At 65.4% G+C, this 19646-nt stretch carries 18 protein-coding genes and 2 pseudogenes; 9 read left to right on the forward strand and 11 right to left on the reverse strand.

From position 1 onward, the window contains the following. Positions 1-141: 141 nt before the first annotated feature. Positions 142-633, forward strand: coding sequence for a S49 family peptidase (locus tag U5775_RS32685; RefSeq protein ID WP_322062309.1), 492 nt, complete (start codon positions 142-144; stop codon positions 631-633). After that, positions 543-863: pseudogene (locus U5775_RS32690) on the forward strand (SDR family oxidoreductase); the annotation flags it as partial. The gene U5775_RS32685 and the pseudogene U5775_RS32690, both read left to right, overlap by 91 nt. A gap of 33 nt (positions 864-896) precedes the next feature. Here the strand turns inward: U5775_RS32690 and U5775_RS32695 are convergent. Continuing rightward, complete coding sequence (locus U5775_RS32695; RefSeq protein WP_322062268.1) at positions 897-1694, reverse strand: SDR family oxidoreductase; 798 nt, start codon at positions 1692-1694, stop codon at positions 897-899. Between the two features lie 223 nt (positions 1695-1917). Here U5775_RS32695 and U5775_RS32700 point away from each other — a divergent pair, with 223 nt between their 5' ends. After that, the gene (locus tag U5775_RS32700) at positions 1918-2607 is read left to right on the forward strand and encodes a helix-turn-helix transcriptional regulator (RefSeq protein ID WP_322062269.1); all 690 of its coding nucleotides are present in this window, start codon (positions 1918-1920) and stop codon (positions 2605-2607) included. 15 nt (positions 2608-2622) lie between these two features. Here the strand turns inward: U5775_RS32700 and U5775_RS32705 are convergent, their stop codons facing one another. The 5 genes from U5775_RS32705 to U5775_RS32725 form a co-directional block, all read right to left on the reverse strand. Further along, positions 2623-3396, reverse strand: coding sequence for a slipin family protein (locus tag U5775_RS32705; protein WP_322062270.1), 774 nt, complete (start codon positions 3394-3396; stop codon positions 2623-2625). Further along, complete coding sequence (locus tag U5775_RS32710; RefSeq protein ID WP_322062271.1) at positions 3393-5072, reverse strand: nodulation protein NfeD; 1680 nt, start codon at positions 5070-5072, stop codon at positions 3393-3395. The genes U5775_RS32705 and U5775_RS32710 overlap by 4 nt, the downstream gene beginning before the upstream one ends. 113 nt (positions 5073-5185) lie before the next feature. Further along, positions 5186-5671, reverse strand: a complete 486-nt coding sequence (locus U5775_RS32715; protein ID WP_322062272.1) for a hypothetical protein — start codon at positions 5669-5671, stop codon at positions 5186-5188. 9 nt (positions 5672-5680) lie between these two features. Next, positions 5681-6337, reverse strand: a complete 657-nt coding sequence (locus tag U5775_RS32720) for a M35 family metallo-endopeptidase (protein WP_322062273.1) — start codon at positions 6335-6337, stop codon at positions 5681-5683. A 294-nt stretch (positions 6338-6631) separates the two neighbouring features. After that, the gene (locus tag U5775_RS32725) at positions 6632-8026 is read right to left on the reverse strand and encodes an MFS transporter (protein WP_322062274.1); all 1395 of its coding nucleotides are present in this window, start codon (positions 8024-8026) and stop codon (positions 6632-6634) included. A gap of 301 nt (positions 8027-8327) precedes the next feature. On the opposite strand from U5775_RS32725, the gene U5775_RS32730 reads away from it, so the two are divergent. Then, the gene (locus U5775_RS32730; RefSeq protein WP_322062310.1) at positions 8328-9602 is read left to right on the forward strand and encodes an MFS transporter; all 1275 of its coding nucleotides are present in this window, start codon (positions 8328-8330) and stop codon (positions 9600-9602) included. 61 nt (positions 9603-9663) lie between these two features. On the opposite strand, the gene U5775_RS32735 is transcribed toward U5775_RS32730, so the two are convergent. From U5775_RS32735 to U5775_RS32745, 3 genes are all read right to left on the reverse strand, one after another. After that, complete coding sequence (locus tag U5775_RS32735; RefSeq protein WP_322062275.1) at positions 9664-10773, reverse strand: S-(hydroxymethyl)glutathione dehydrogenase/class III alcohol dehydrogenase; 1110 nt, start codon at positions 10771-10773, stop codon at positions 9664-9666. A 90-nt stretch (positions 10774-10863) separates the two neighbouring features. Next, a complete protein-coding gene (gene frmR, locus U5775_RS32740; protein ID WP_322062276.1) occupies positions 10864-11139 on the reverse strand; it encodes a formaldehyde-responsive transcriptional repressor FrmR in 276 nt (91 codons plus the stop codon). Between the two features lie 69 nt (positions 11140-11208). Next, on the reverse strand, positions 11209-11409 hold the full coding sequence (locus U5775_RS32745; protein ID WP_322062277.1) for a DUF2905 domain-containing protein: 201 nt from the start codon (positions 11407-11409) through the stop codon (positions 11209-11211). A gap of 283 nt (positions 11410-11692) precedes the next feature. Between U5775_RS32745 and U5775_RS32750 the strand changes: the two genes are divergently transcribed. The 3 genes from U5775_RS32750 (at position 11693) to U5775_RS32760 (ending at position 16475) form a co-directional block, all read left to right on the forward strand. Next, positions 11693-12565, forward strand: a complete 873-nt coding sequence (locus tag U5775_RS32750) for a mechanosensitive ion channel family protein (RefSeq protein WP_322062278.1) — start codon at positions 11693-11695, stop codon at positions 12563-12565. 302 nt (positions 12566-12867) lie between these two features. Further along, entirely contained in the window at positions 12868-15330 is a 2463-nt protein-coding gene (locus tag U5775_RS32755; protein ID WP_322062279.1) for a DUF3772 domain-containing protein, read from the forward strand. A 74-nt stretch (positions 15331-15404) separates the two neighbouring features. Further along, complete coding sequence (locus U5775_RS32760) at positions 15405-16475, forward strand: rhodanese-like domain-containing protein (RefSeq protein WP_322062280.1); 1071 nt, start codon at positions 15405-15407, stop codon at positions 16473-16475. Positions 16476-16506: 31 nt separating this feature from the next. Here the strand turns inward: U5775_RS32760 and U5775_RS32765 are convergent, their stop codons facing one another. After that, complete coding sequence (locus U5775_RS32765) at positions 16507-17538, reverse strand: SGNH/GDSL hydrolase family protein (protein ID WP_322062281.1); 1032 nt, start codon at positions 17536-17538, stop codon at positions 16507-16509. A gap of 335 nt (positions 17539-17873) precedes the next feature. Between U5775_RS32765 and U5775_RS32770 the strand changes: the two genes are divergently transcribed. Beyond that, complete coding sequence (locus U5775_RS32770; RefSeq protein WP_322062282.1) at positions 17874-18362, forward strand: LuxR C-terminal-related transcriptional regulator; 489 nt, start codon at positions 17874-17876, stop codon at positions 18360-18362. 12 nt (positions 18363-18374) lie between these two features. Here U5775_RS32770 and U5775_RS32775 read toward each other — a convergent pair whose 3' ends face one another. After that, complete coding sequence (locus tag U5775_RS32775) at positions 18375-19145, reverse strand: hypothetical protein (RefSeq protein ID WP_322062283.1); 771 nt, start codon at positions 19143-19145, stop codon at positions 18375-18377. A 382-nt stretch (positions 19146-19527) separates the two neighbouring features. Here U5775_RS32775 and U5775_RS39590 point away from each other — a divergent pair. Next, positions 19528-19638: pseudogene (locus U5775_RS39590) on the forward strand (ESPR domain-containing protein); the annotation flags it as partial. Positions 19639-19646 lie beyond the last annotated feature (8 nt).

The raw sequence follows: 19646 nt of genomic DNA on the forward strand, positions 1-19646 counted from the left end.
TAATGGAAGTACGACGATCCATCGCGGCGAATTCGACCAGTGCCATTTCAATGACGCAGTCGACTAGTAGATGACGCGGTGCGCGCTACCGTGCTCGATATCGAAAGCCCAGGCGGTGAGGTGGCGGGCTGTTTCGATCTCGTGGACGCGATCCACGCCGCGCGCGCAATCAAGCCTATCCACGCCATCCTCGCGGAATGTGCTTATAGCGCGGCATACGCCATTGCGTCGGCCTGCGACTCAATAACGGTTCCGCGCACGGGTGGCACCGGCAGCATTGGCGTCGTCGTCGCGCACGTCGATTTTTCCAAAGCGCTCACGAGCGCCGGAATCACGGTCACGCTCATAACCTATGGCGAGCACAAGGCGGACGGCAACGATGTACAGCCGTTGGGCGACGCCGCCCGCGCACGCATGCAGGCCGACGTGAACACCGTAGGCGAATTGTTCGTGGCAACCGTCGCGCGCAATCGCAACCTGCCGCCCGCCAGGGTCCGCGCCACCCCGGCGCTCACGTATCTCGGCGCGGCGGGCGTCGATGCGGGCCTCGCGGATGCCGTCATGTCGCCCGATGCGGCGCTCCTCGCACTGCTCGCCGATCTGCACACCTCGCGCCGCAGCGGATCACGGTGAACGGCGTCGAGCCCGGCATGATCCGCACGCCCGCGATGGACAACCTCGGCGATGCGGCATTGAACGCGCGCATCGCCGCTGCGGTGCCGCTCGGGCGGCTCGGCGAGCCCGCCGATATAGCGGGCGCGATGCTGTATCTGGCGTCGGCGCACGCCGCGTATGTGACGGGGCAGACCATCGTGGTGGATGGCGGCGCGACGCTGCCTGAGGTGTCCGCCGCGTTCGCGTAAAGCGGCGCCGTAGCAACGGCACCGCACGCGAGATCACAGCCGGTCGAAGGCCAGCGTCGGCACGTCGACGATCGACGAGCCGCCGTCCGCGACGAGCGTCGCTCCGGTCACGATCGACGCCGCGGGCGAGGCGAGAAATGCGCACACATTGGCGATTTCGTCGGCGCTCGCGGCACGCCGCAACGGGACGTCGGCGCAGACGCGCGCATAGGCCTCGTCGAGGGTATCGCCGTAATGCGCCATCAGCGGCTGCATTTCCTCGTCGGCCATGGGCGTGCGGACCCAGCCGGGGCACACGGCATTCACGCGCACGCCCTGCGGGCCGTAGTCGCGCGCGAGCGAGCGCGTGAGCCCGAGCAGCGCGTGCTTGGCCGTGGTGTAGCCGCATACGGACGGCCCCGCGGCCAGCGACGCGATCGACGCGACCAGCACGATCGCACCCCGGCGCGCGATCAGTTGCGGCAGGCAGGCGCGCGCGCTGACGAAGGCCGTGTCGAGGTTCGCGCGCATCGCGGCGGCCCAGGCGGCGTCGCCGGTATCGGTCGCGCCGCCCGCGCCCAGGCCGCCCGCGCAGGCGATCAGCGCGGCAATCCCGCCTTGCGCTTCGAGTTGCGCCGTGAAGCGGGCCCAGTCGGCGGCGTTCGCGGCATCGCCTTCGAGCACGAGGCCGCCGGTGGCAGCGGCGACGCGTTCGAGCGGTTCGCGCCGCCGCCCGATCAGCGCGACGCGTGCGCCTTGCGCGGCGAACCGGCGCGCACACGCCTCGCCGATGCCAGTGCCGGCGCCCGTGATGACGATATGGCCCTCGGCGGGCGGGAAAGTGTGGGTCATGCCGATGCCTCCTGAATGTGCCGATGAATGTCCGCCGAGCATAGGCAATGCGCGCGCAACGGCCTATCGGGCAAAAGGATGACAACGCATAGCGCCGCGCCCCCACGCGCGGCATTTGCCGAATTAGCCGAATCGGGCTAACGTGCGACGGGCAGCCAGGCCTGCCATCGTCATCGAACAGCCATCATCGAACAGCCGCGGAAGTGGGGGAGGAAAGCCGACCATGGAGAAGAAAAGCGAGAGCCGCGCCGCGCTGGAGACGGCTGTCGCCACGCTGGCGGGACTCATCCGGCCCGGCGCGACGGTGTTCTACCGCATCGGCGCCGATCACGAGCCGTCCGGCTTCGAACTGTTCGGCCTCGCGGAGACCATGCATCGCACCTGGCTGCAGCGCTATGGCGTGCTCGACCCGCTGCATCCGTCGCGCTACGCGGCCCAGCGCGCCAACGTGCTGACGCTGGCCGGCGAATTGCCCGAGGCGCTGCGCGAGGCCTCGGTTTACTGGCGACGCTTTCTGCAGCCTTACCGCGTGGTCGACGTGATGGAAATGCTGCTGCGCGAAGACGGACGCGTGGCCGCGGCGTTCTCGCTGCTGCGCTTCGCGCCCGACGCACCGTTCGATAGCGGCGAGATCGAGCGCGCGCAACTGCTGCAACCGTTGCTCGAAGTCGCGCTGGCGGGAACATGGCGCGCCGAACCGGCCATGCATGCGGCGCAGGCATCGAGCGCCGCGCCGCGTCTCACGCACCGCGAGGAGCAGATTGCGCGGCTCGTGCGCAACGGCCTTTCCAACAAGGCGATTGCGCGCGATCTCGAACTGTCCCAGCCTACGGTCAAGACCCATCTGCTGCGGATGTTCCGCAAGCTCGGCGTATCGAGCCGCACCGAGCTGATCGGCACGTTGTTCCGCTAAGCGGGCTGTGCCCCTTCAAGGCTCGCGCGGCGCGTTGAAGCGTTCCACGAGCGCGGTGAGCAGATCGATCGGCAGCGGGAACACGATGGTCGAGTTCTTGTCGGCGGCGATGGTGGTGAGCGTCTGCAAATAGCGCAACTGCATTGCTTGCGGCTGTAGCGCGAGACGCTGTGCGGCCTGCAATAACTTTTCGGACGCCTGAAGTTCGCCTTCCGCGTGAATCACCTTCGCGCGGCGCTCGCGCTCGGCTTCGGCCTGGCGCGCAATGGCGCGGATCATGTTCTCGTTCAGGTCCACGTGCTTGATCTCGACCGTGGAGACCTTGATGCCCCAGGCGTCGGTTTGCGCATCGAGCGTCTTCTGGATATCGGCGTTCAACTGGTCGCGCTCCGCGAGCAGCGTGTCGAGCTCATGCTTCCCGAGCACCGCGCGCAGCGTCGTCTGCGCGAGCTGGCTGGTGGCCTCGAAAAATTTCGCGACCTGAATCACGGCCTTTTCCGGATCGACGACGCGAAAGTAGACCACGGCGTTGACCTTCACGGAGACGTTGTCGCGCGTGATCACGTCCTGCGAGGGCACGTCGAACACGACCGTGCGCAGATCGATGCGCACCGCCTGCTGCACGACCGGAATGATGAGCACGAGCCCCGGCCCCTTGACCTTCCAGAAGCGGCCGAGCATGAACACGACGCCGCGCTCGTACTCCCTGAAGATGCGGATGGCCGAGACGACGAGCAGGATGACCAGCACGACTAAAAGACTCGTGAAGCCGAAGGTGTAGCCGATCATGGATGTCCTCCCTGATGCGCTTCGTGTGCGTGTTTTTCGTTCGCGGGTTGGGTTCTCCATCGGCCGCGCTTGAGACCCAGCTTGAGGCCACGTTCGAGCGGCTGCGTCGGCGCGTCCTCCAGCGGCGCGACGGTGAGCGTCAGGCCCTCGCGGGCTGTCACGCGCACGCGGCTGCCCGCAGCCAGCGGCACCGCGCAAGCCACGCGCCAGCGTTCGCCATGTACGAGCGCCCAACCCGAGGCAAACGCTGCGCGGCTGGCGGCGCCTGGCGGCTGGGCGAGCGCTGCAACGGCATCGCCATCTCTATCGCCATCGGCAGAAAGCGGAGCGGGCTTCAGGCCATCGTCCATGACTTCGCCGATGCTGCCGACCATGGCTTCCGAGCCCGTCACCACCGGGCGCCGCCGCGCGCGCAGCGCGACGCTCGAAACCACCGCCACGAACGCCGCGCCGCCGAGCGCGAGGCCCGCGATCAGCGGTATCGGAATGCCGTAGCCGGGCACGTCGGTATTGATCAGCATGAGCGCGCCCACGGCGAAGGCGACGATGCCGCCGAAGCCGAGCACGCCGAACGTGGGCAGGAAGGCCTCGGCGATGAGGCAGGCGAGCCCCAGCATCACGAGCCCCAAGCCCGCGTAGTTGATGGGCAGCAGCTGCATCGCGAACAGGCCGATCAGCAGACAGATCCCGCCCGCCACGCCGGGCAGCACGAAGCCGGGATTCGCGAACTCGAAGAAGAGCCCGTAGATGCCGATCGTCAGCAGGATCAGCGCGACGTTCGGATCGGCCACGATGGAGAGGAAGCGGTTGCGCCAGTCGGGCGCGACGTACACGAACGGCGCGTGCGCGGTGGCGAGGCGCACGGTGCCGGCCGCCGTGGCGATCTCGCGGCCGTCGAGCTTGTGCGCGAGGTCGACGGGGTCCTCGGCGATGAGGTCGATCACGTGCTGGTCGAGCGCCTCGCTGGAGGACAGGCTCACCGCTTCGCGCACCGCGCGCTCGCCCCACGCGGCGTTGCGCCCGCGTAGCTGCGCGAGGCCGCGGATGTACGCGGCGGCATCGTGCATGACCTTGCGGGCTTCGGTGGAGGCGTTGTCGCCGGGGGTGGGCCTGGCGTCCGAGGCGGCGCCCGGCGCGGCGGCAGGAGTGGGCGGCCCGCCGCCGCCGATCCCCAGTTGCACCGGCGACGCGGCGCCGAGGTTGGTGCCTGGCGCCATCGCCGCGATATGGCTCGCGTAGACGATATACGTGCCCGCGCTCGCGGCGCGCGCGCCGCCGGGCGCGACGAACGCGGCCACCGGCACGGGCGAGGCGAGGATCGCCTTGATGATCTGGCGCATCGAGGTGTCGAGGCCGCCGGGGGTGTCGAGCTGGAGGATCGCGAGCTGCGCGTGCTGCTGCGCCGCGCGCGCGAGCGTCCGGACGATGAAATCGGCGCTCGCGGGACCGATGGCGCCATTGACGGTCATGACGACGACCGCGCGCTGCGCCGCCGCCGGGGCGCTCTGCTGCGCCTGAGCCACGGCGTTGAGCGCCGCCACCGCCGCGCACACGACCAGCAGCGCCGCGAATACCGCGGCGCGTGCGATCCGCGCCGGCAACGGGTGGCGTGCCTGGCGGGCATGGGGCGGAGGCGCGTCGTGCTCCGCCGCCCGGGTGGGGCGATGAGCGCGCATCGGGACGTCCGGACGGGCAAATGGCCCGATATTTAATTAAGAGTAGGTGGTTTTGGGGGGAAGGGAAGTGGGGGCGCGGTGCTGCGGTGCAGCGTGTTGGTGGCTATGTGGTCCTACTTGACGGCTTTGCTGGTGGGTATGACTCGCGGGTCGTTGCAAAGGCGCTCGCACCCGCCTTCGCATATGGGCACAAGAGTGACTGAAATCTGATCGAGCGTAGCGTTGCCTTTGTCATCGACATCTGGCTCTTTGATGATTCTCGTATCGACCCAGATGTTGCTTTCCTTTACGCCAAGTTGTACCAGATAGCTCTTAAGGACAGCCGCGCGCTTTGCCGCCACAGCCTTCGGGTTTCGTTCTTTTATATAGCCGCCCGCATAGACAATGCCTCTAATTTCGACGTTCGGCCATTGCCTCGCGGAAAGCATCATATTGGCTATCTTGATGCGATCCGTGTTTGAAATATCCGTCGAATTGATTGGCAAGCTGCTTGTCATGTCTTCAGAAATATTGCAGGCGCTTGCTTGGCCGACACTCGCGACCAAGCATAGTGCAAGGATATGAAATACAAATTCGCGTGAAAAATTCCCCGGTCGCATATCACTTTCCTAGTCTTTGAATCCGATGTAGCACGTCAAGCTGTCCGCATTCCGGATTGCCTTCTCAGGGTTGTCCTGTGCCCAGAGCGAAAGTCCGACGGTGACGCCGTACATGTCATCCGTTGAATCGAATACATCCGTGAAATGCGTGCACTCGTGAATCAGTGTCAGGACCTGGCATCCGTGCCAAAGCTGCGATCTTGGTGAAGTGCAAAAATGCGGGTATATCGCGATGATGCGCTTTGCCGTATCGGGTTTACAGTCGGCCGCGTCAGTAGCCCCATTGTCTGGAAAGATCGTGCAAGTGATGTTGCGTTTCTGCTGTTGATCCCAACGAATAATATTCTCCGGCTTTAATTCCTTCATAACCTGAAGCAGCCGCGGTAATCCGACTTGTAATACGCTCCGCGTCGTTGTATCGGCACGGCCTAACCATCTTTTCGCACGCATTTGCTCACCGCTTTCCCATCTTTCTAGCGCCGCCATACGTGTCTGGATCAATGCAGAAGCTTCGTCGCGTGATTTTATGATCGAGTCTCGGAATGCTTTATTGCTCATGTTTGAGCATATCGGAGTTGGGTCGAGCGTCACGGTAACCATCGACCCGGGCGTTGTGTTGGTTACTGCCGTATCGTGAATCGTTAACCACTCAGTATCGTCCGGCATTTTCAGTGCTTCAGTTTGCGTTGGCCTGGAATAAGGCCGGCGGGCGAAGTTTTATCCCGATCAGGCGATGATCACGCAGCCCGGGGCTGCGCGATATGGGACTTTTCTGAAAACGGCAGGAAACGCGGAGGTAACGGTTTGCCCGGCACTGTGGCGGCCAGTCTTCACCAAAGAAAAATGCCGTTCAGGGTTTAGCTGAACGGCATTGCAGCGCAAGGCTTGTGGCTTATTGCACTAGTTTTTAATCTGGCGTTGTATCCAATCGGTCAAAAATCGCGGCCGGAGACGCCCCCCTCACCGTGCCTTCCCCGGCACCTCATGTCCGCGCAGCGAACACCCGCGCGTCTCGATCACAAAGAACAGCGCGACAGCGCCCACCGCGCACGCGGCCATCATGTAATAAGCAGGCACGAGCGCACTGCCGGTTTTATCGACGAGCCAGTCGCTCACGATCGGCGCGGTGCCGCCGAACAGCGAGGTCGAGAGGTTATAGGCGATCGCCATCCCGGCATAACGGACGTGCGTGGGGAACATCGCCGGAAACATCGCTGAAATCGTGGCGAGTTGCGGCACGTAAAGCAGCCCGAGCACGGCAAAGCCGATCAGCGCGCCGGCCACGCCGTGGTGCATGAGCTGGAACATCGGCACGGCGGCCACGAACAGCCCGACGAGCGAGAACCACCAGAGCGCCTTGCGGCCCACGCGGTCCGAAAGATGGCCTGCGAACGGCAGCAGCGCCATCATCGTGAGCATGCCGATGAGCGGAATCAGCAGCGACATGTTCTCGCTCACGCCAAGCTCCTTGTGCATATAGGTCGGCATATAGGCGAGCAGCACGTAGTTCACGACGTTGAGCGCCACCACGAGACCGCCGAGCAGCACGAGCGGCACGCGATGTTCGCGCAGGAGCGTGCGCAGCGAGATGGCCGGCCGCGCATGCGCCTCTTCTTCGAGCTTCGCCTCGAGTTCGCGGAACACGGGCGTGTCCTCGATGCGCGAGCGCAGATAGAAGCCCACGAGGCCGAGCGGCGCCGCCACGAGGAACGGCAGGCGCCAGCCCCATGCGTGCATCGCGTCGCTGCCGAGCAGCAGCGAAGCCGCCAGCATCAGCAGCGCGCCGAACGAGAAGCCGGCGAGCGTGGCGAATTCGAGGAAGCTGCCGCAGAAGCCGCGCCGCTCGTCGGGGGCATACTCGGCCATGAAGGTGGCCGCGCCACCATATTCGCCGCCGGTGGAGAAGCCCTGGATCATGCGCAGCACGATGAGCGCGGCGGGTGCGATCCAGCCGGCCCGGGCATAAGTGGGCAGCAGGCCCACCAGCAAGGTCGCGCCCGACATCATGAGCACGGTCAGCGCGAGCACGCGCTTGCGGCCGAGCTTGTCGCCGAGCGGCCCCCAGAACAGGCCGCCGAGCGGGCGGATCAGGAAGGAAATGGCGAACGTGCCGAGCGCGAACAGCGTTGCGCTCGCCGCGCTGCCCGGAAAGAGCGCGGCGGAAATATAGGCGAGACCATAGGCGTAGATCCCGTAATCGAACCATTCGGTCGCGTTGCCCAGCGCGGCGGCGGCAATGGCCTGGCGGGGCAGCGTGTGGCGCGGCTCGGCTTGCGCATCGCGCCCGGAAGACCCCTCGCTGTCCCAGGGGGACGGACCCGTGGAATGGGTGGGCCAGGATTCGGCGTATCGCATAAGAACGTCCTTAATCTGGAGTCGCGGTCCGAATGGCCCGCTGGAACGATCAAGGTAGCCCGCCCAAATTGGTTTCCCGATGTCATAGGACGATTTCGTATTGGTGATTTCCCTGCCCCAGCGGGGTTTTCCGCTTGTTCCTGGGTTTTCCGCTCGTTCCCGCCCAGCGACGCATCTTTCGGACCTGGCGGTTTAGGCCAGCCTGTTGATAAAGTACGTCGATTCCCCGCACGCCAAGGAGTCCATAGTGAACGCCGCCTCAACCACCCTCGAGCATCCGCCCGCGGAAGAACGGCAGGTCATGTCGAAGATCGCGCGGCGCCTGATGCCGATCCTCGTGGTGATGTTCCTGATCTCGTTCATCGACCGGCAGAACGTCGGCTTCGCGAAGCTGCAGATGGTGCACAGCCTCAACATGACGGAGACGGCGTTCGGTCTCGCGTCCTCGCTGTTCTTCATCAGCTACTTGCTGTTCGAGGTGCCCAGCACGCTTGCGCTGCATCGCTTCGGTGCACGCGTGTGGCTCGCGCGCATCATGCTTACCTGGGGCGTGATTACCGTGCTGATGGGCTTCACCACGTCGATGCAGGTGTTCTGCGGTCTGCGCCTCGCGCTCGGCATTGCCGAGGCCGGCTTCTATCCGGGCGTGATCTACTACCTCACGCTGTGGTTTCCGCAGAGCTATCGCGCCCGCGTGCTCGGCGTCTTCACGCTCGGCAGCGCGCTCGCCAACATGCTGGGCTCGCTCGTGGGCGGCTGGCTGCTGAGCCTGAACGGCGTCTGGGGTCTCGCGGGCTGGCAATGGGTGTTCATCGCCACGGGGCTGCCCGCCGTGCTGGTGGGCGTCATGGTGTTCAGGCTGCTGCCGGCTTCGTATCGCGAGGCGCGCTTCCTGAGCGAGCACGAGAAGGCGCTCGTGGCGGCCGCGCTCGAGCGCGAGAAGCCCGAGCACGCCGAGCATGGAGAGCCCTGGAAGGCGCTGCTCGATCCGCGCGTGATGCTGTTCGCGCTGACCTATATGCTGATGTCGACGTCGCTCTACGGCGTGACCTACTGGTTGCCGACGCTCGTGAAGTCGTTCGGCGTGTCGAGCGGCACCAACGGCATGCTGAGCATGCTGCCGTGGGCGCTCTCGGTGTTGCTGCTGCTGTATCTGCCGGGTAAGCTGCGCCGCGCGAAGAGCATCCTGCGCGCGATCGCGATCGTCGCCGCGCTGGGGGCGCTGGGCTTCCTGCTGAGCCTTTTGCTGCCCTCCACGCCGCTGCGCTTCATCGCGCTCGTGCTCGGCGGCGCCTGCATTCCGCTGCTTTACCCGTGCTTCTGGTCGATGCCGCCGCGCTACTTCACCGGCGCGCGCGCGGCGGCCAGCGTCGCGGCCATCAACTCCATCGGCAATCTGGGCGGCTTCTTCGGCCAGAACCTGATGCCGCTCGCGGGCAAGGCCACGGGCACCGCGTTCGGGCCGATGATCGTGCCCATCGTCTGCCTTGCCGTGCTCGGCATGGGCGCGCTCGTGGCGTGGGCGCGTTCGGAGCGCGGCTATGCCGACGGAGCCGGCGCCTCGGCGGGAGGCTGAAGCAACGTTGCGGCGTGCCGGGAGCCATCGCTTGCCCGGCACGCCGCGTCCGTCGCGATCCTCAGTAGTGCACCACGGTGCGGATCGACTTGCCTTCGTGCATCAGGTCGAAGGCTTCGTTGATGCCGGTGAGCGGCTTCGTGTGCGTGACGAACGGCGCGAGCTGGATCTTGCCCGTCATGGCGTCTTCGACCATGCCCGGCAGCTCCGAGCGGCCCTTGACGCCGCCGAAGGCCGTGCCCAGCCAGCGGCGGCCCGTGACGAGCTGGAACGGACGCGTGGAGATTTCCTGGCCCGCGCCGGCCACGCCGATCACGACGGACTGGCCCCAGCCGCGATGCGCGCATTCGAGCGCCGCGCGCATCACGTTGACGTTGCCGATGCATTCGAAGCTGTGGTCCACGCCCCAGCCCGTCATCTCGACGATCACCTGCTGGATGGGTTTTTCGGAGTCCTTGGGATTGACGCAGTCGGTAGCGCCGAAGGCGCGCGCGAGATCGAACTTGCCGGGGTTGGTGTCGACGGCGATGATGCGGCTCGCCTTCGCGAGCTTGGCGCCCTGGATCACGGCGAGGCCGATGCCGCCGAGGCCGAACACGGCAACCGTATCGCCTTCCTGGACCTTGGCCGTGTTCTTCACCGCGCCCAGACCCGTGGTCACGCCGCAGCCCAGCAGGCAAACCTGCTCGGGATTCGCGTTCGGGTCGATCCTGGCGAGCGAAACTTCGGCCACCACGGTGTATTCGCTGAACGTGGAGCAGCCCATGTAGTGATAGACGGGCTGGCCGTTATAGCTGAAGCGGGTCGTGCCGTCGGGCATCACGCCCTTGCCCTGAGTGGCGCGCACGGCGACGCACAGATTGGTCTTGCCGCTCTTGCAGAACAGACACTCGCCGCATTCGGCGGTGTAGAGCGGAATCACGTGGTCGCCGGGCTTCACGCTCGTCACGCCTTCGCCCACTTCCACGACGATGCCCGCGCCCTCGTGGCCGAGCACGGCGGGGAAGAGGCCTTCGGGATCGTCGCCGGAGAGCGTGAAGGCATCGGTGTGGCAGACGCCGGTGTGCGTGATCTTCACCAGCACTTCGCCCTTCCTGGGCGGTTCGACGTCGATCTCGACGATCTGGAGCGGCTTGCCCGCCTCGAATGCAACTGCGGCACGTGATTTCATAGCAATCCTTGCAAATGGTTGTCGAACAGGTTGTCGACGCGTTTTTCGCGTTTGTCGAAACTGCGTGCGGAGGGTCTGTGCCGCCGCGAGCTAGCGTAAATAGGTTCGGACGAGGTTCACGACATCGTCGATCGATCCCGACGCGGATTCCGCGGACCCCGTCAATTGCACGAACTCCTCGCGCAGATGACTCTCCAGGACCCCGGCCATCACGCCGTTGATGGCGCCACGGATGGCGGCCAGTTGCTGGAGCACCGGCGCGCAGTCGGCGCCGTCTTCGAGCGCGCGCTCGAGCGCGTCCAGTTGCCCGCGAACCTTGCGCACGCGGGTGAGGACACGTTTTTTCTCTTCGGGCGAATGGGGCATGACGTCACTGGCAGCATGATACTGGGAGGCAGTATAGGACAATACTGCTGGGGAGTATAGGGGCAATGCTCAACGCTTTACCAGCCAGAGCAGCACCGAGCCTACGGCCGAAATCAGGATCCCGGTGACGATCGGGAAATAAAAGTCGAGGCCGTCCGTGACGATGTGGATGTCGCCGGGCAGCCGGCCGAACGGGATGCGCAGGAGCCAGCGCCACCCGAGGCCGGCAAGCAGGCAAACGATGCCGGCGACGATCAGGAAACGGTTCATCTGACGCGCTCCCTTGCGATAGCGGATATTTGCATGATAGGCCGGTGCCGGCGAACCGGTCGATGCCCGCGCCGCCGTGCCCGAGTGGTGCCCGAATGGTGCCTGAGCGGTGCGGGATGGTGCAGTGCGGCAGGGCGCGGCCATGGCGGCCGGGCATGGCGCCTGCTGCGGCAGATACCACGCGCGAGAAACGCGTGCGCTTGTTCGTACTTCTTCGCACGCTACGCCGTTGTGCCGTTGCCCCGTTGTCTCGCGTGTCCATCGCCACTCCCGACCCTCGATCATGGACGAATTTTTCAATCGCCTCTTCCATTTTCAACCGTCGCTGCTCGACTCGCTGACGCACGACGTCATTCATCTCATTGCCGCGGTGCTGATCCTCGTGATCGGCTGGTGGGTATCCAATCGCATCGCGCAGCTATTCGCGCGGCTGTTGTTGCGCTCGCACGCGGACCCCACGCTCGCGCCGATGCTCGCCGGCATCGCCGCGTGGGCCGTGCGCATCATCGCGATCGTCGCGGCGCTGAGCGAAGTCGGCATCGCCACCGCGAGCGTGCTCGCCGCGCTGGGCGCGGCCGGTCTCGCCATCGGCCTCGCGCTGCAGGGCACGCTGCAAAACATCGCGGCCGGCATCATGCTGCTGTTGCTGCGGCCGTTTCGCGCCGGCGACGTGATCGAAGGCAGCGGCGCGGCGGCGGGCGTGGTCTGCGAAGTGGGACTGTTCACGACGCGCATCGAGCGCGGCGACGGCAATGTCGTTTTCGTGCCGAACAGCCAGATCTGGAGCAATCCCGTCATCAATTACAGCAGCGGCGGCACGCATCGCGTGGACGTGAAGGTCGATCTCGCGCGCCGCGACCAGGTGGACGCAGCCATCGCCGAGATGACGAAGATGGTCGCCGCCGAACCGCGCGTGTTGACGGGGGCCACGCTGGCGCCCACGGTCGCCGTGGACGGCTACCCGCCCGAGGGCGGCGCGCGGCTGCGCATTGCCGCGTGGGTGCGCAAGGCCGATGCATCCTATGCGGACGACCTGCGCGCCCATGCGCGCGACGCGCTCGCGAAGGCCGGGCTTGCGGTCGCGAGCCGGGCGGGGGAGAAAGCTCCGGCGAGCCGGGCCGGTGGCAGCACGGCGGCCGCGCTGTCGCGCACCTGAGTCCCGCGAGGAAAAGTCCATCGGGCAGCACTCCTGAATAGTGCAATGTCGCGATCGTGAGCGGGCGCCATGCCATAGCGAATCGATCGCTTGCGGTTCGCGTTCCTCAATCGCCTGATCGCCGCGCGTGCGCGCTGGTTCACGCACGCGCGCGAACCAGTGCGTCCACCTTCCCCGACGAAAAAAGTGAACGATGGCGACAGCCGCGCCAACGAAAGCATGACGGCCAGGAAGCCGTAGTGCGCGAGACACTCAAGGCATAATCTCGCCTACGCGGACTTACCGTAATATTTGAAAGCTTTATGGCCTTAAAACGACTTTCCGCCTTCGCGCGCCAGCTCGCGCTGGTTGCGCTTTTGTCCCCGCTTTTGTCGCTCGTATCGGCCGGCACGGCGCAGGCGTTCTCGACCACCGTGAGCGCCACGAGCGCGAGCGCGGTGGACGCCACGCCGACCCCCATTTCGCTGAGCGAAGCGCTCGCCCAGCTCAAGCAGATGCAGGTCAAGCAGGACAGCATCAAGCAGCAGACCTCGGCGGCGACCAACAGCAAGGATCTCGACGCGCTCGCCGACGCAACCCAGCAACTGAGCACCGACGTCGATAAATTGCGCAGCCAGCTCGTGCCGCTGCGCACGCAGGTTCAGGCCCAGCTCGACGTGCTCGGGCCGGCGCCCACCTCCGGCGTGACGCCAGGCACCCAGGCGGTCGCGCGCCAGCGCGACAGCCTGGGTGCGCGCAAGGCGCAGATCGACGCCGTGATGAAGCTGGCCGACGACCAGAAGAGCAATCTCGACATTCTCACCGCGCAGTTCGCGAAGCTCCATCGCGGCTTGCTCAAGAATCAGCTCGCGCTGCGCTCGGGCGGCATTTTCAGCGCGCCATTCTGGGCGCCGCTTTTGCATCGTTCTCCTGAAGATGGCCAGCGCCTCGACGCCTTCGACGCGCAAGTGCGCGCCATGCTGCAATCGGTCTGGACACCGGGTCAGCGTGCGCTGACCCTCGCGCTGCTGGGCGCTGCGCTCTTGATCTGGCTCGGCGGGCGCAAGCTCGTGCAGCGCGGGCTCGCGTGGTTCTGCCTGCATCGGCTGCCCGCGACGCGGCTGCGCCGCAGCGCGCTCGCGTTGTCGACGGCCATCGCCACGCTGCTGGCGACGGGCGTCGCGCTGCAGGTCCTCTATCTGGCCGTGGCGCGCCACTTCGAGCCCACGCCCGCGCTGAGCGATCTGTGGGACGAGCTCACGAAGCTCACGCTCACCTGCGCGCTGATCTCGGGCTTGGGCCGCGCGCTGCTGTGCACGCATCACCCGTCGTGGCGGCTGCCCTCGCTCGCGGACCCGGTGGCCCGCGCGCTGCGGCCGTTCCCCAGCACGCTCGCGGCGCTGCTGCTGGTCTCGGGCACGGTCGAGGCGATCAATCGCATCGTCGACACGAGCCTCTCGGTCACGCTGCTCGGCCGTGGCATCGTCTCGCTCGTCACCGCGCTGACCATCGGCGCGGCGCTGCTGCGCGCGAACCGCGTGCGCAGCGCACTCGCGGCGGCGGGCGAGGCGCCCGAGTCGCATTCCACGGTCGCGGGGCTGATTCATGCGGGCACGGCGCTCGCGATCGTGGTCTCGCTGGCTGCGCTGGCGGTGGGCTACATCACGGTGGCACGCTTCATTACCTACGAACTGGTCTGGTTCGAAATCGTGCTGTGCAGCATTTACGTGCTCATGCAGTTGAATCGCGACATCTGCGCGAGCCTCTTCAGCGTGAATCTCGCGACCGGCAAGCAACTGAAGAATCTGCTCGGGCTCGACGACAAGCATCTCGAACAGGTGCAGACGGTGCTCTCGGGTCTCGGCACGAGCCTGCTGATGCTGCTCGCGGTCGTGGCGCTGTTGACGGGCGGCTTCGGCACCACTCCCGCGGACCTGCTCAACAGCTTCATCGGCATCATTGGCGGCCAGCGGCTCAAGAGCCTCAACATCATGCCCGCGCGCATCACGAACGCCGTGATCGGGCTCGCGGTGGGCCTCTATCTGCTGCGTTCGGTGCGCCGCTGGCTCGACCGGGAATTCATGCCCGCGCTTGGCATGGACACCGGCATGCGCATGTCGCTGATCACGCTGTTCACGAACGTGGGCTACGTGCTGCTGGTGCTGATGACGCTCTCGCTGCTCGGCGTGCGCTGGGACAGCCTCGCGTGGATCGTGAGCGCGCTCTCGGTCGGTATCGGCTTTGGCCTGCAGGAGATCGTGAAGAACTTCGTCTCGGGCCTGATCCTGCTGACCGAGCGCCCCGTGAAGGTGGGCGACATGATCAGCATTGCGGGCGTGGAGGGCGACATTCGCCGCATCAACGTGCGCGCGACCGAAATCCAGTTGCCCGACCGCTCGACGATGATCGTGCCCAATTCGCAACTGATTTCGCAGAACGTGCGCAACGTCACCATGGGCGACAGCACCCAGGGCGTGGCCACGCTGGTGCTGACGTTTCCGCTGGACACGGATCCGGAGCAAGTGCGCGATTTGCTGCTCGGCGTCTATCGCGAGCATCCCGCGATGCTGGAGACGCCCGCGCCCTCGGTTACGTTCAGCCAGCTCACGCCGGAGGGCATCACGCTCAGCGTGACGGGCTATGTGGGCAGCCCGCGCATCGCGACCTCGACCAGGAGCGATCTGCTGTTTGCCATCCTCAAGCAATTGCGCGCGGCCGGGATCACGCTTTCGAATCCGCGTACGCTGCTGGTGCAAAACGTGCCGACGAAGAATAACGGCGCGTAGACTGGAGCCGTCGCCGGAGGGAAAGGGCTGGCGGCACGTGCTGCGAGCGCACTTTCTTGCCTGCGAGGTCCGCGATGATCTTTCGTCAGTTGTTTGACTCGGTATCGTCCACCTACACGTATCTGCTCGGCGACGCCGAAAGCGGCGAGGCGCTGCTGATCGACCCCGTCTACGAGCACGTGCCGCGCGACCTCGCGCTCTTGCAGGAGCTGGGCCTGCGGCTGCGGGCGACGCTCGACACCCACGTGCACGCCGACCACGTGACGGGCGCGTGGCGCCTGCGCCAGCGTTGCGGCAGCGAGATCGCACTGGCCGCGACGGTGGGCGCCGAAGGCGTGATCCGGCCGCTGCGGCACGGCGAGCGCGTGGCCTTCGGCAAGCGCTACTTGAGCGTGCGCGCGACGCCGGGCCATACGAGCGGCTGCCTGACCTACGTGCTCGACGACGAGCGCATGGCCTTCACGGGCGACTGCCTGCTGATTCGCGGCTGCGGGCGCACCGATTTCCAGGGCGGCAGTCCGCAGCAGCTTTTTGCTTCCGTGCGCGAGCAGATCCTCACGCTGCCCGGCGACTGCCTGCTCTATCCGGCGCACGATTATCGCGGCATCACCGTGACGAGCGTGGCCGAGGAACGGCGCTTCAATCCGCGCCTGGGCGGCGACGTGGATCTCGGCGACTTCGCGGGCTATATGAACAACCTGAATCTGCCGCACCCGAAGCAGATGGCCATTGCGGTGCCCGCGAACCTGCGCTGCGGCCAGCCCGAAGGAGAGGGGCCGGTGACGGAAACGCCCGACTGGGCGCCACTGATCTTGCGCTTTAGCGGCGTATGGGAGATCGAGCCGATGGCGCTGCTCGAGCATGCGGCGAACTTCCAGATCGTGGACGTGCGCGAGGCGCCCGAATTCATCGACCGCCTCGGTCATCTGCCCGATGCGAAGCTGGTGCCGCTTTCGCAGTTGACAGGGCGGCTCGACGAACTCGACCGCGAGCGGCCCGTGGTGGCCGTGTGCCGCTCGGGCGTGCGCTCGGCCCAGGCCAGCGTGCTGCTGACCAAGGCGGGCTTCGCCAGGGTGGCCAATCTCGCGGGCGGCATGCTGCGCTGGAAGGCCGAAGGCTTGCCCGTCGCGACGGACAGCGCTTGATCGTTGTTTGATCTAGCGGCATGCTTCGCCTTCAATGCCCGAGCCCCGACTGGGCGATCTGCTGCTCGACGAACTGAGCGAACAGGGCGTGCAGATGCGTCGTCGGATGCAGGTCGTCGGCGAACATATAGGTCTGGTCCGCATTGGGCGCGACATAGGTCGCGGGCGAGCATAGCAGCGACGTGTCATCGGGCGTCTTCGAGGGATCGCAGGCCTGCGCCGTGTTGGACACCGTAAAGCCGTTCGCCTGGTAGTTCGCGATCGCCTGCGTGACCCACGTGTACGAATCGATCTCGATGACCTTGCCTTGCAGGCCATTGCTCTGCAACGCGGCGTTCAAGGTCGTGTTGAACAGTTGGGACAACTGACTGAGATTCGCGCCGCCGTCGGCCGAGGCGAGGCCCTTCGGCGAGAGGCCGACGTTCGGCACGTTGACCACCACGACATGGGTGGCGCCGCCCTGGACGATCTGTGCGACGATCTGGGCGAGCGTGGTGGCCGCCTGCTCCACGGTCGTGTTGGCGGCCGGCGGCGTGCCGGCCCGCAGCACGTCGTTCGCACCGGCCCAGACGAGCACGAGCTGATTGCCATTGAAGCTGCCGTGAGCGGACACATAGCTCGAAACTTGCTGATTCACGGGCATCTCGATGTTGCCGATCACGTCGGTGAGAAAGTCGTACTGGTCCGCCGGTGTAGCGACCGTGGAGCCGCCCTCGGCATAGCCCAAGCCGCCTTGCGCGCTCAGTTTGTGATCGACGCCGATGGTGTAGGCGGCGCTCAAGGTGTCGCCGTAGTATTGCGCGACATCCTGCGTCCACACTTGGCCCGGATTGGTCGTAAAGCGTCCGCCGCCCACCGCGCCCGCGATCGGGGCATAGGTGCCGACATCGGAAAGGCTGTCGCCAAAAGAAACGATCTGCAGATGCACACCGCCTGGCGGATTATTGGCGCTGCTGCCACCGCCGCTACCGTTGCCATTGCCGCCGCCACCACCGCAAGCCGCAAGCAGTGCAAACAGGATTGCAGAAACTGCAGCCTGAACGCCGTTGCCGATTCCTCGCATCGCGCCTCCCTGCCGCTCGTGGCGGCTGCGCCCGCGTGGCCCGCCTTTTGCCGGCCGCTGCACGGACTCGTTGCGCAGGGAAGGGAGGCAAAAAGAGTGCCCGGCCCCGGCAGGGTGTGCGCCGCGTAGCCGTATTCAGTGGCGCGAACGGTTCAAGGTATCGCTCGGCCATAAACAACATCGAACGCCTGTGACGGCTCGAAACCCGAATAGGTGTGCCGAAGATAAGCGGACTGAAACGACACGTCGAATTCTCCTGAAAGATTTCGCTTTTCGGATAACGCTTTTTCCCATCGTCGATTATTTTATGTCCATGCGGCGTGAAGGTGGAGTCAATGACGGAAACCTGCCGGATGATGAAAGCGCGGCTTTGCGCGCTGGAAGCCGAGGCTGAAGCGCTGCGTCGCCGGGAATTGCCGGACGTGGTCGCCGATATGCGCCAGAAAATTCGCGATTACGGCATCACGCCCGATCAATTGTTCGTGGACTTTCTGCTCAAGCCGTTCGACATGAATGTCCTGTTGTGCGCATTGGAAGCCGCGCTTTCGTTGCGCGAAAGCCGGGTGGCGCCGCGCGCGCCGTCGGTCAGCCTGAGCGAACGCGAGCGCTTCGTCCTGAGCGCCATCGCCAGCGGACTGAGAAATAAGGAAATTGCCCACGAGCTCCAGTTATCGGAGCGGACGATCAAGCATTGCCGTGCCGCTCGTCGGGCAGGCGTTCGATCGTCCGCGCGCGGCTTCGAGGGAGAGCCGGCTGCGCGTAGGCGCGCAAGGTCTGGCGACCGGCCGGTGACCCTGCACGGGCCATGCGCTTGCCTTATATAAGCCGGAACCGGCTCAGGGTAGCGAAGCCAGCGACTGCTGGAGGCTGATCATGTTGATCGGCACGACGCGAATCAGGCCGCCGCGCGGGCTGTCGATATCGGCAATCAGCGAAAGCGAAAGCGCCACGGTAATCGGCAGTACGAACAGCAGTACGCGGCGTCCGGTCGTGCCGCGCGAGCCGTATCCCTGCATCAGGTTGCTGAAGAACGCGATCGCCATCATCAATCCCCAGGCGGAGAGCGGAATGCGATTGGACCACGCGGCTTGCGTATAGCCCTGCGTGTTCAGCACATCGTTCATGCCCGATACCACGAGTGCCGAAATCGGCGTGGGCCGCGCGAGCGCGGTGCCGCGCACGCTCGTCCACAATTGCGCCTGCAGATCCGTGGTCGTGCGGTTGATCGTGTCGAGTTCGTGCGCATTGCGTGTCTTGTACCAGGCAATCCGTTGCTCGAGATACTGCGCGAGCAGCGCTTTTATTCTGGGCGCGTCGGCGTCGCCCACCAGATCGGCGCGCACGTATTCGGTGCCGATCGCGTTGGCTTCTTCTTCCTCGTAGTTCTTGCGCTGGTCATAGCGGCCCACGGCCATCGAGAGCGTAAAACCGATCAGGAGTGCGAGCAATGTGAGCGTGGCGCCCTGGATGACGTTGTAGTTCTCCCGCGCATCTCCCGAGAGGGGAAAGGCGCGTTGCATGAAAATCGCGCCGGCCATGGCGGCAATGGAGAGCAGGGCGATGAGTGCGAGGAACAAGTAGGCCGGGTGGTGAACGAGTTGCTCCATCTCCATTCCTTATGTTTTATGAGGGTAATAACGGTGGGGCCCGGAGATTCTACGGCAACTCGCTGGTTTCGGGTTATCGATTCGTTATGCAGAAAACGTTATGCATAAAGCCATGGATTCGAACCGGATATTGGGCGGGCTTCTCGATTGAATATTGCCCCAAAGGGCAATCGGATTTCCCTCAATCCCTATGGCAGATCCCCGCCGAATTACCAAAACTTACACAGTGAATCGAAAGGCGACATGAATGGACCCGGCGGGCTTGCCCGCATGGGAGCATCCGCATGCGCGGCGCTTTGGGATTCGCTGTCCGCCCGGTCTTCGGGCCGAGTCGATATAGCTCGTTTCCCCGCTCGTTTTCCAGAATACGTTGGGCGATGCCATGAATCACATTTACCGTTTGTGCTGGAATCGGTCGCTCAGGCAGTGGGTCGTGGCGTCGGAGCTTGCCACGCGGCGTGCTGGCAGGGGCGCGAGCCGCGCCGGAAAAGGCGTCCGGCG

It is taken from the genome of Paraburkholderia sp. J63, from assembly GCF_905220245.1.
Classification (GTDB): Bacteria; Pseudomonadota; Gammaproteobacteria; order Burkholderiales; family Burkholderiaceae; genus Paraburkholderia.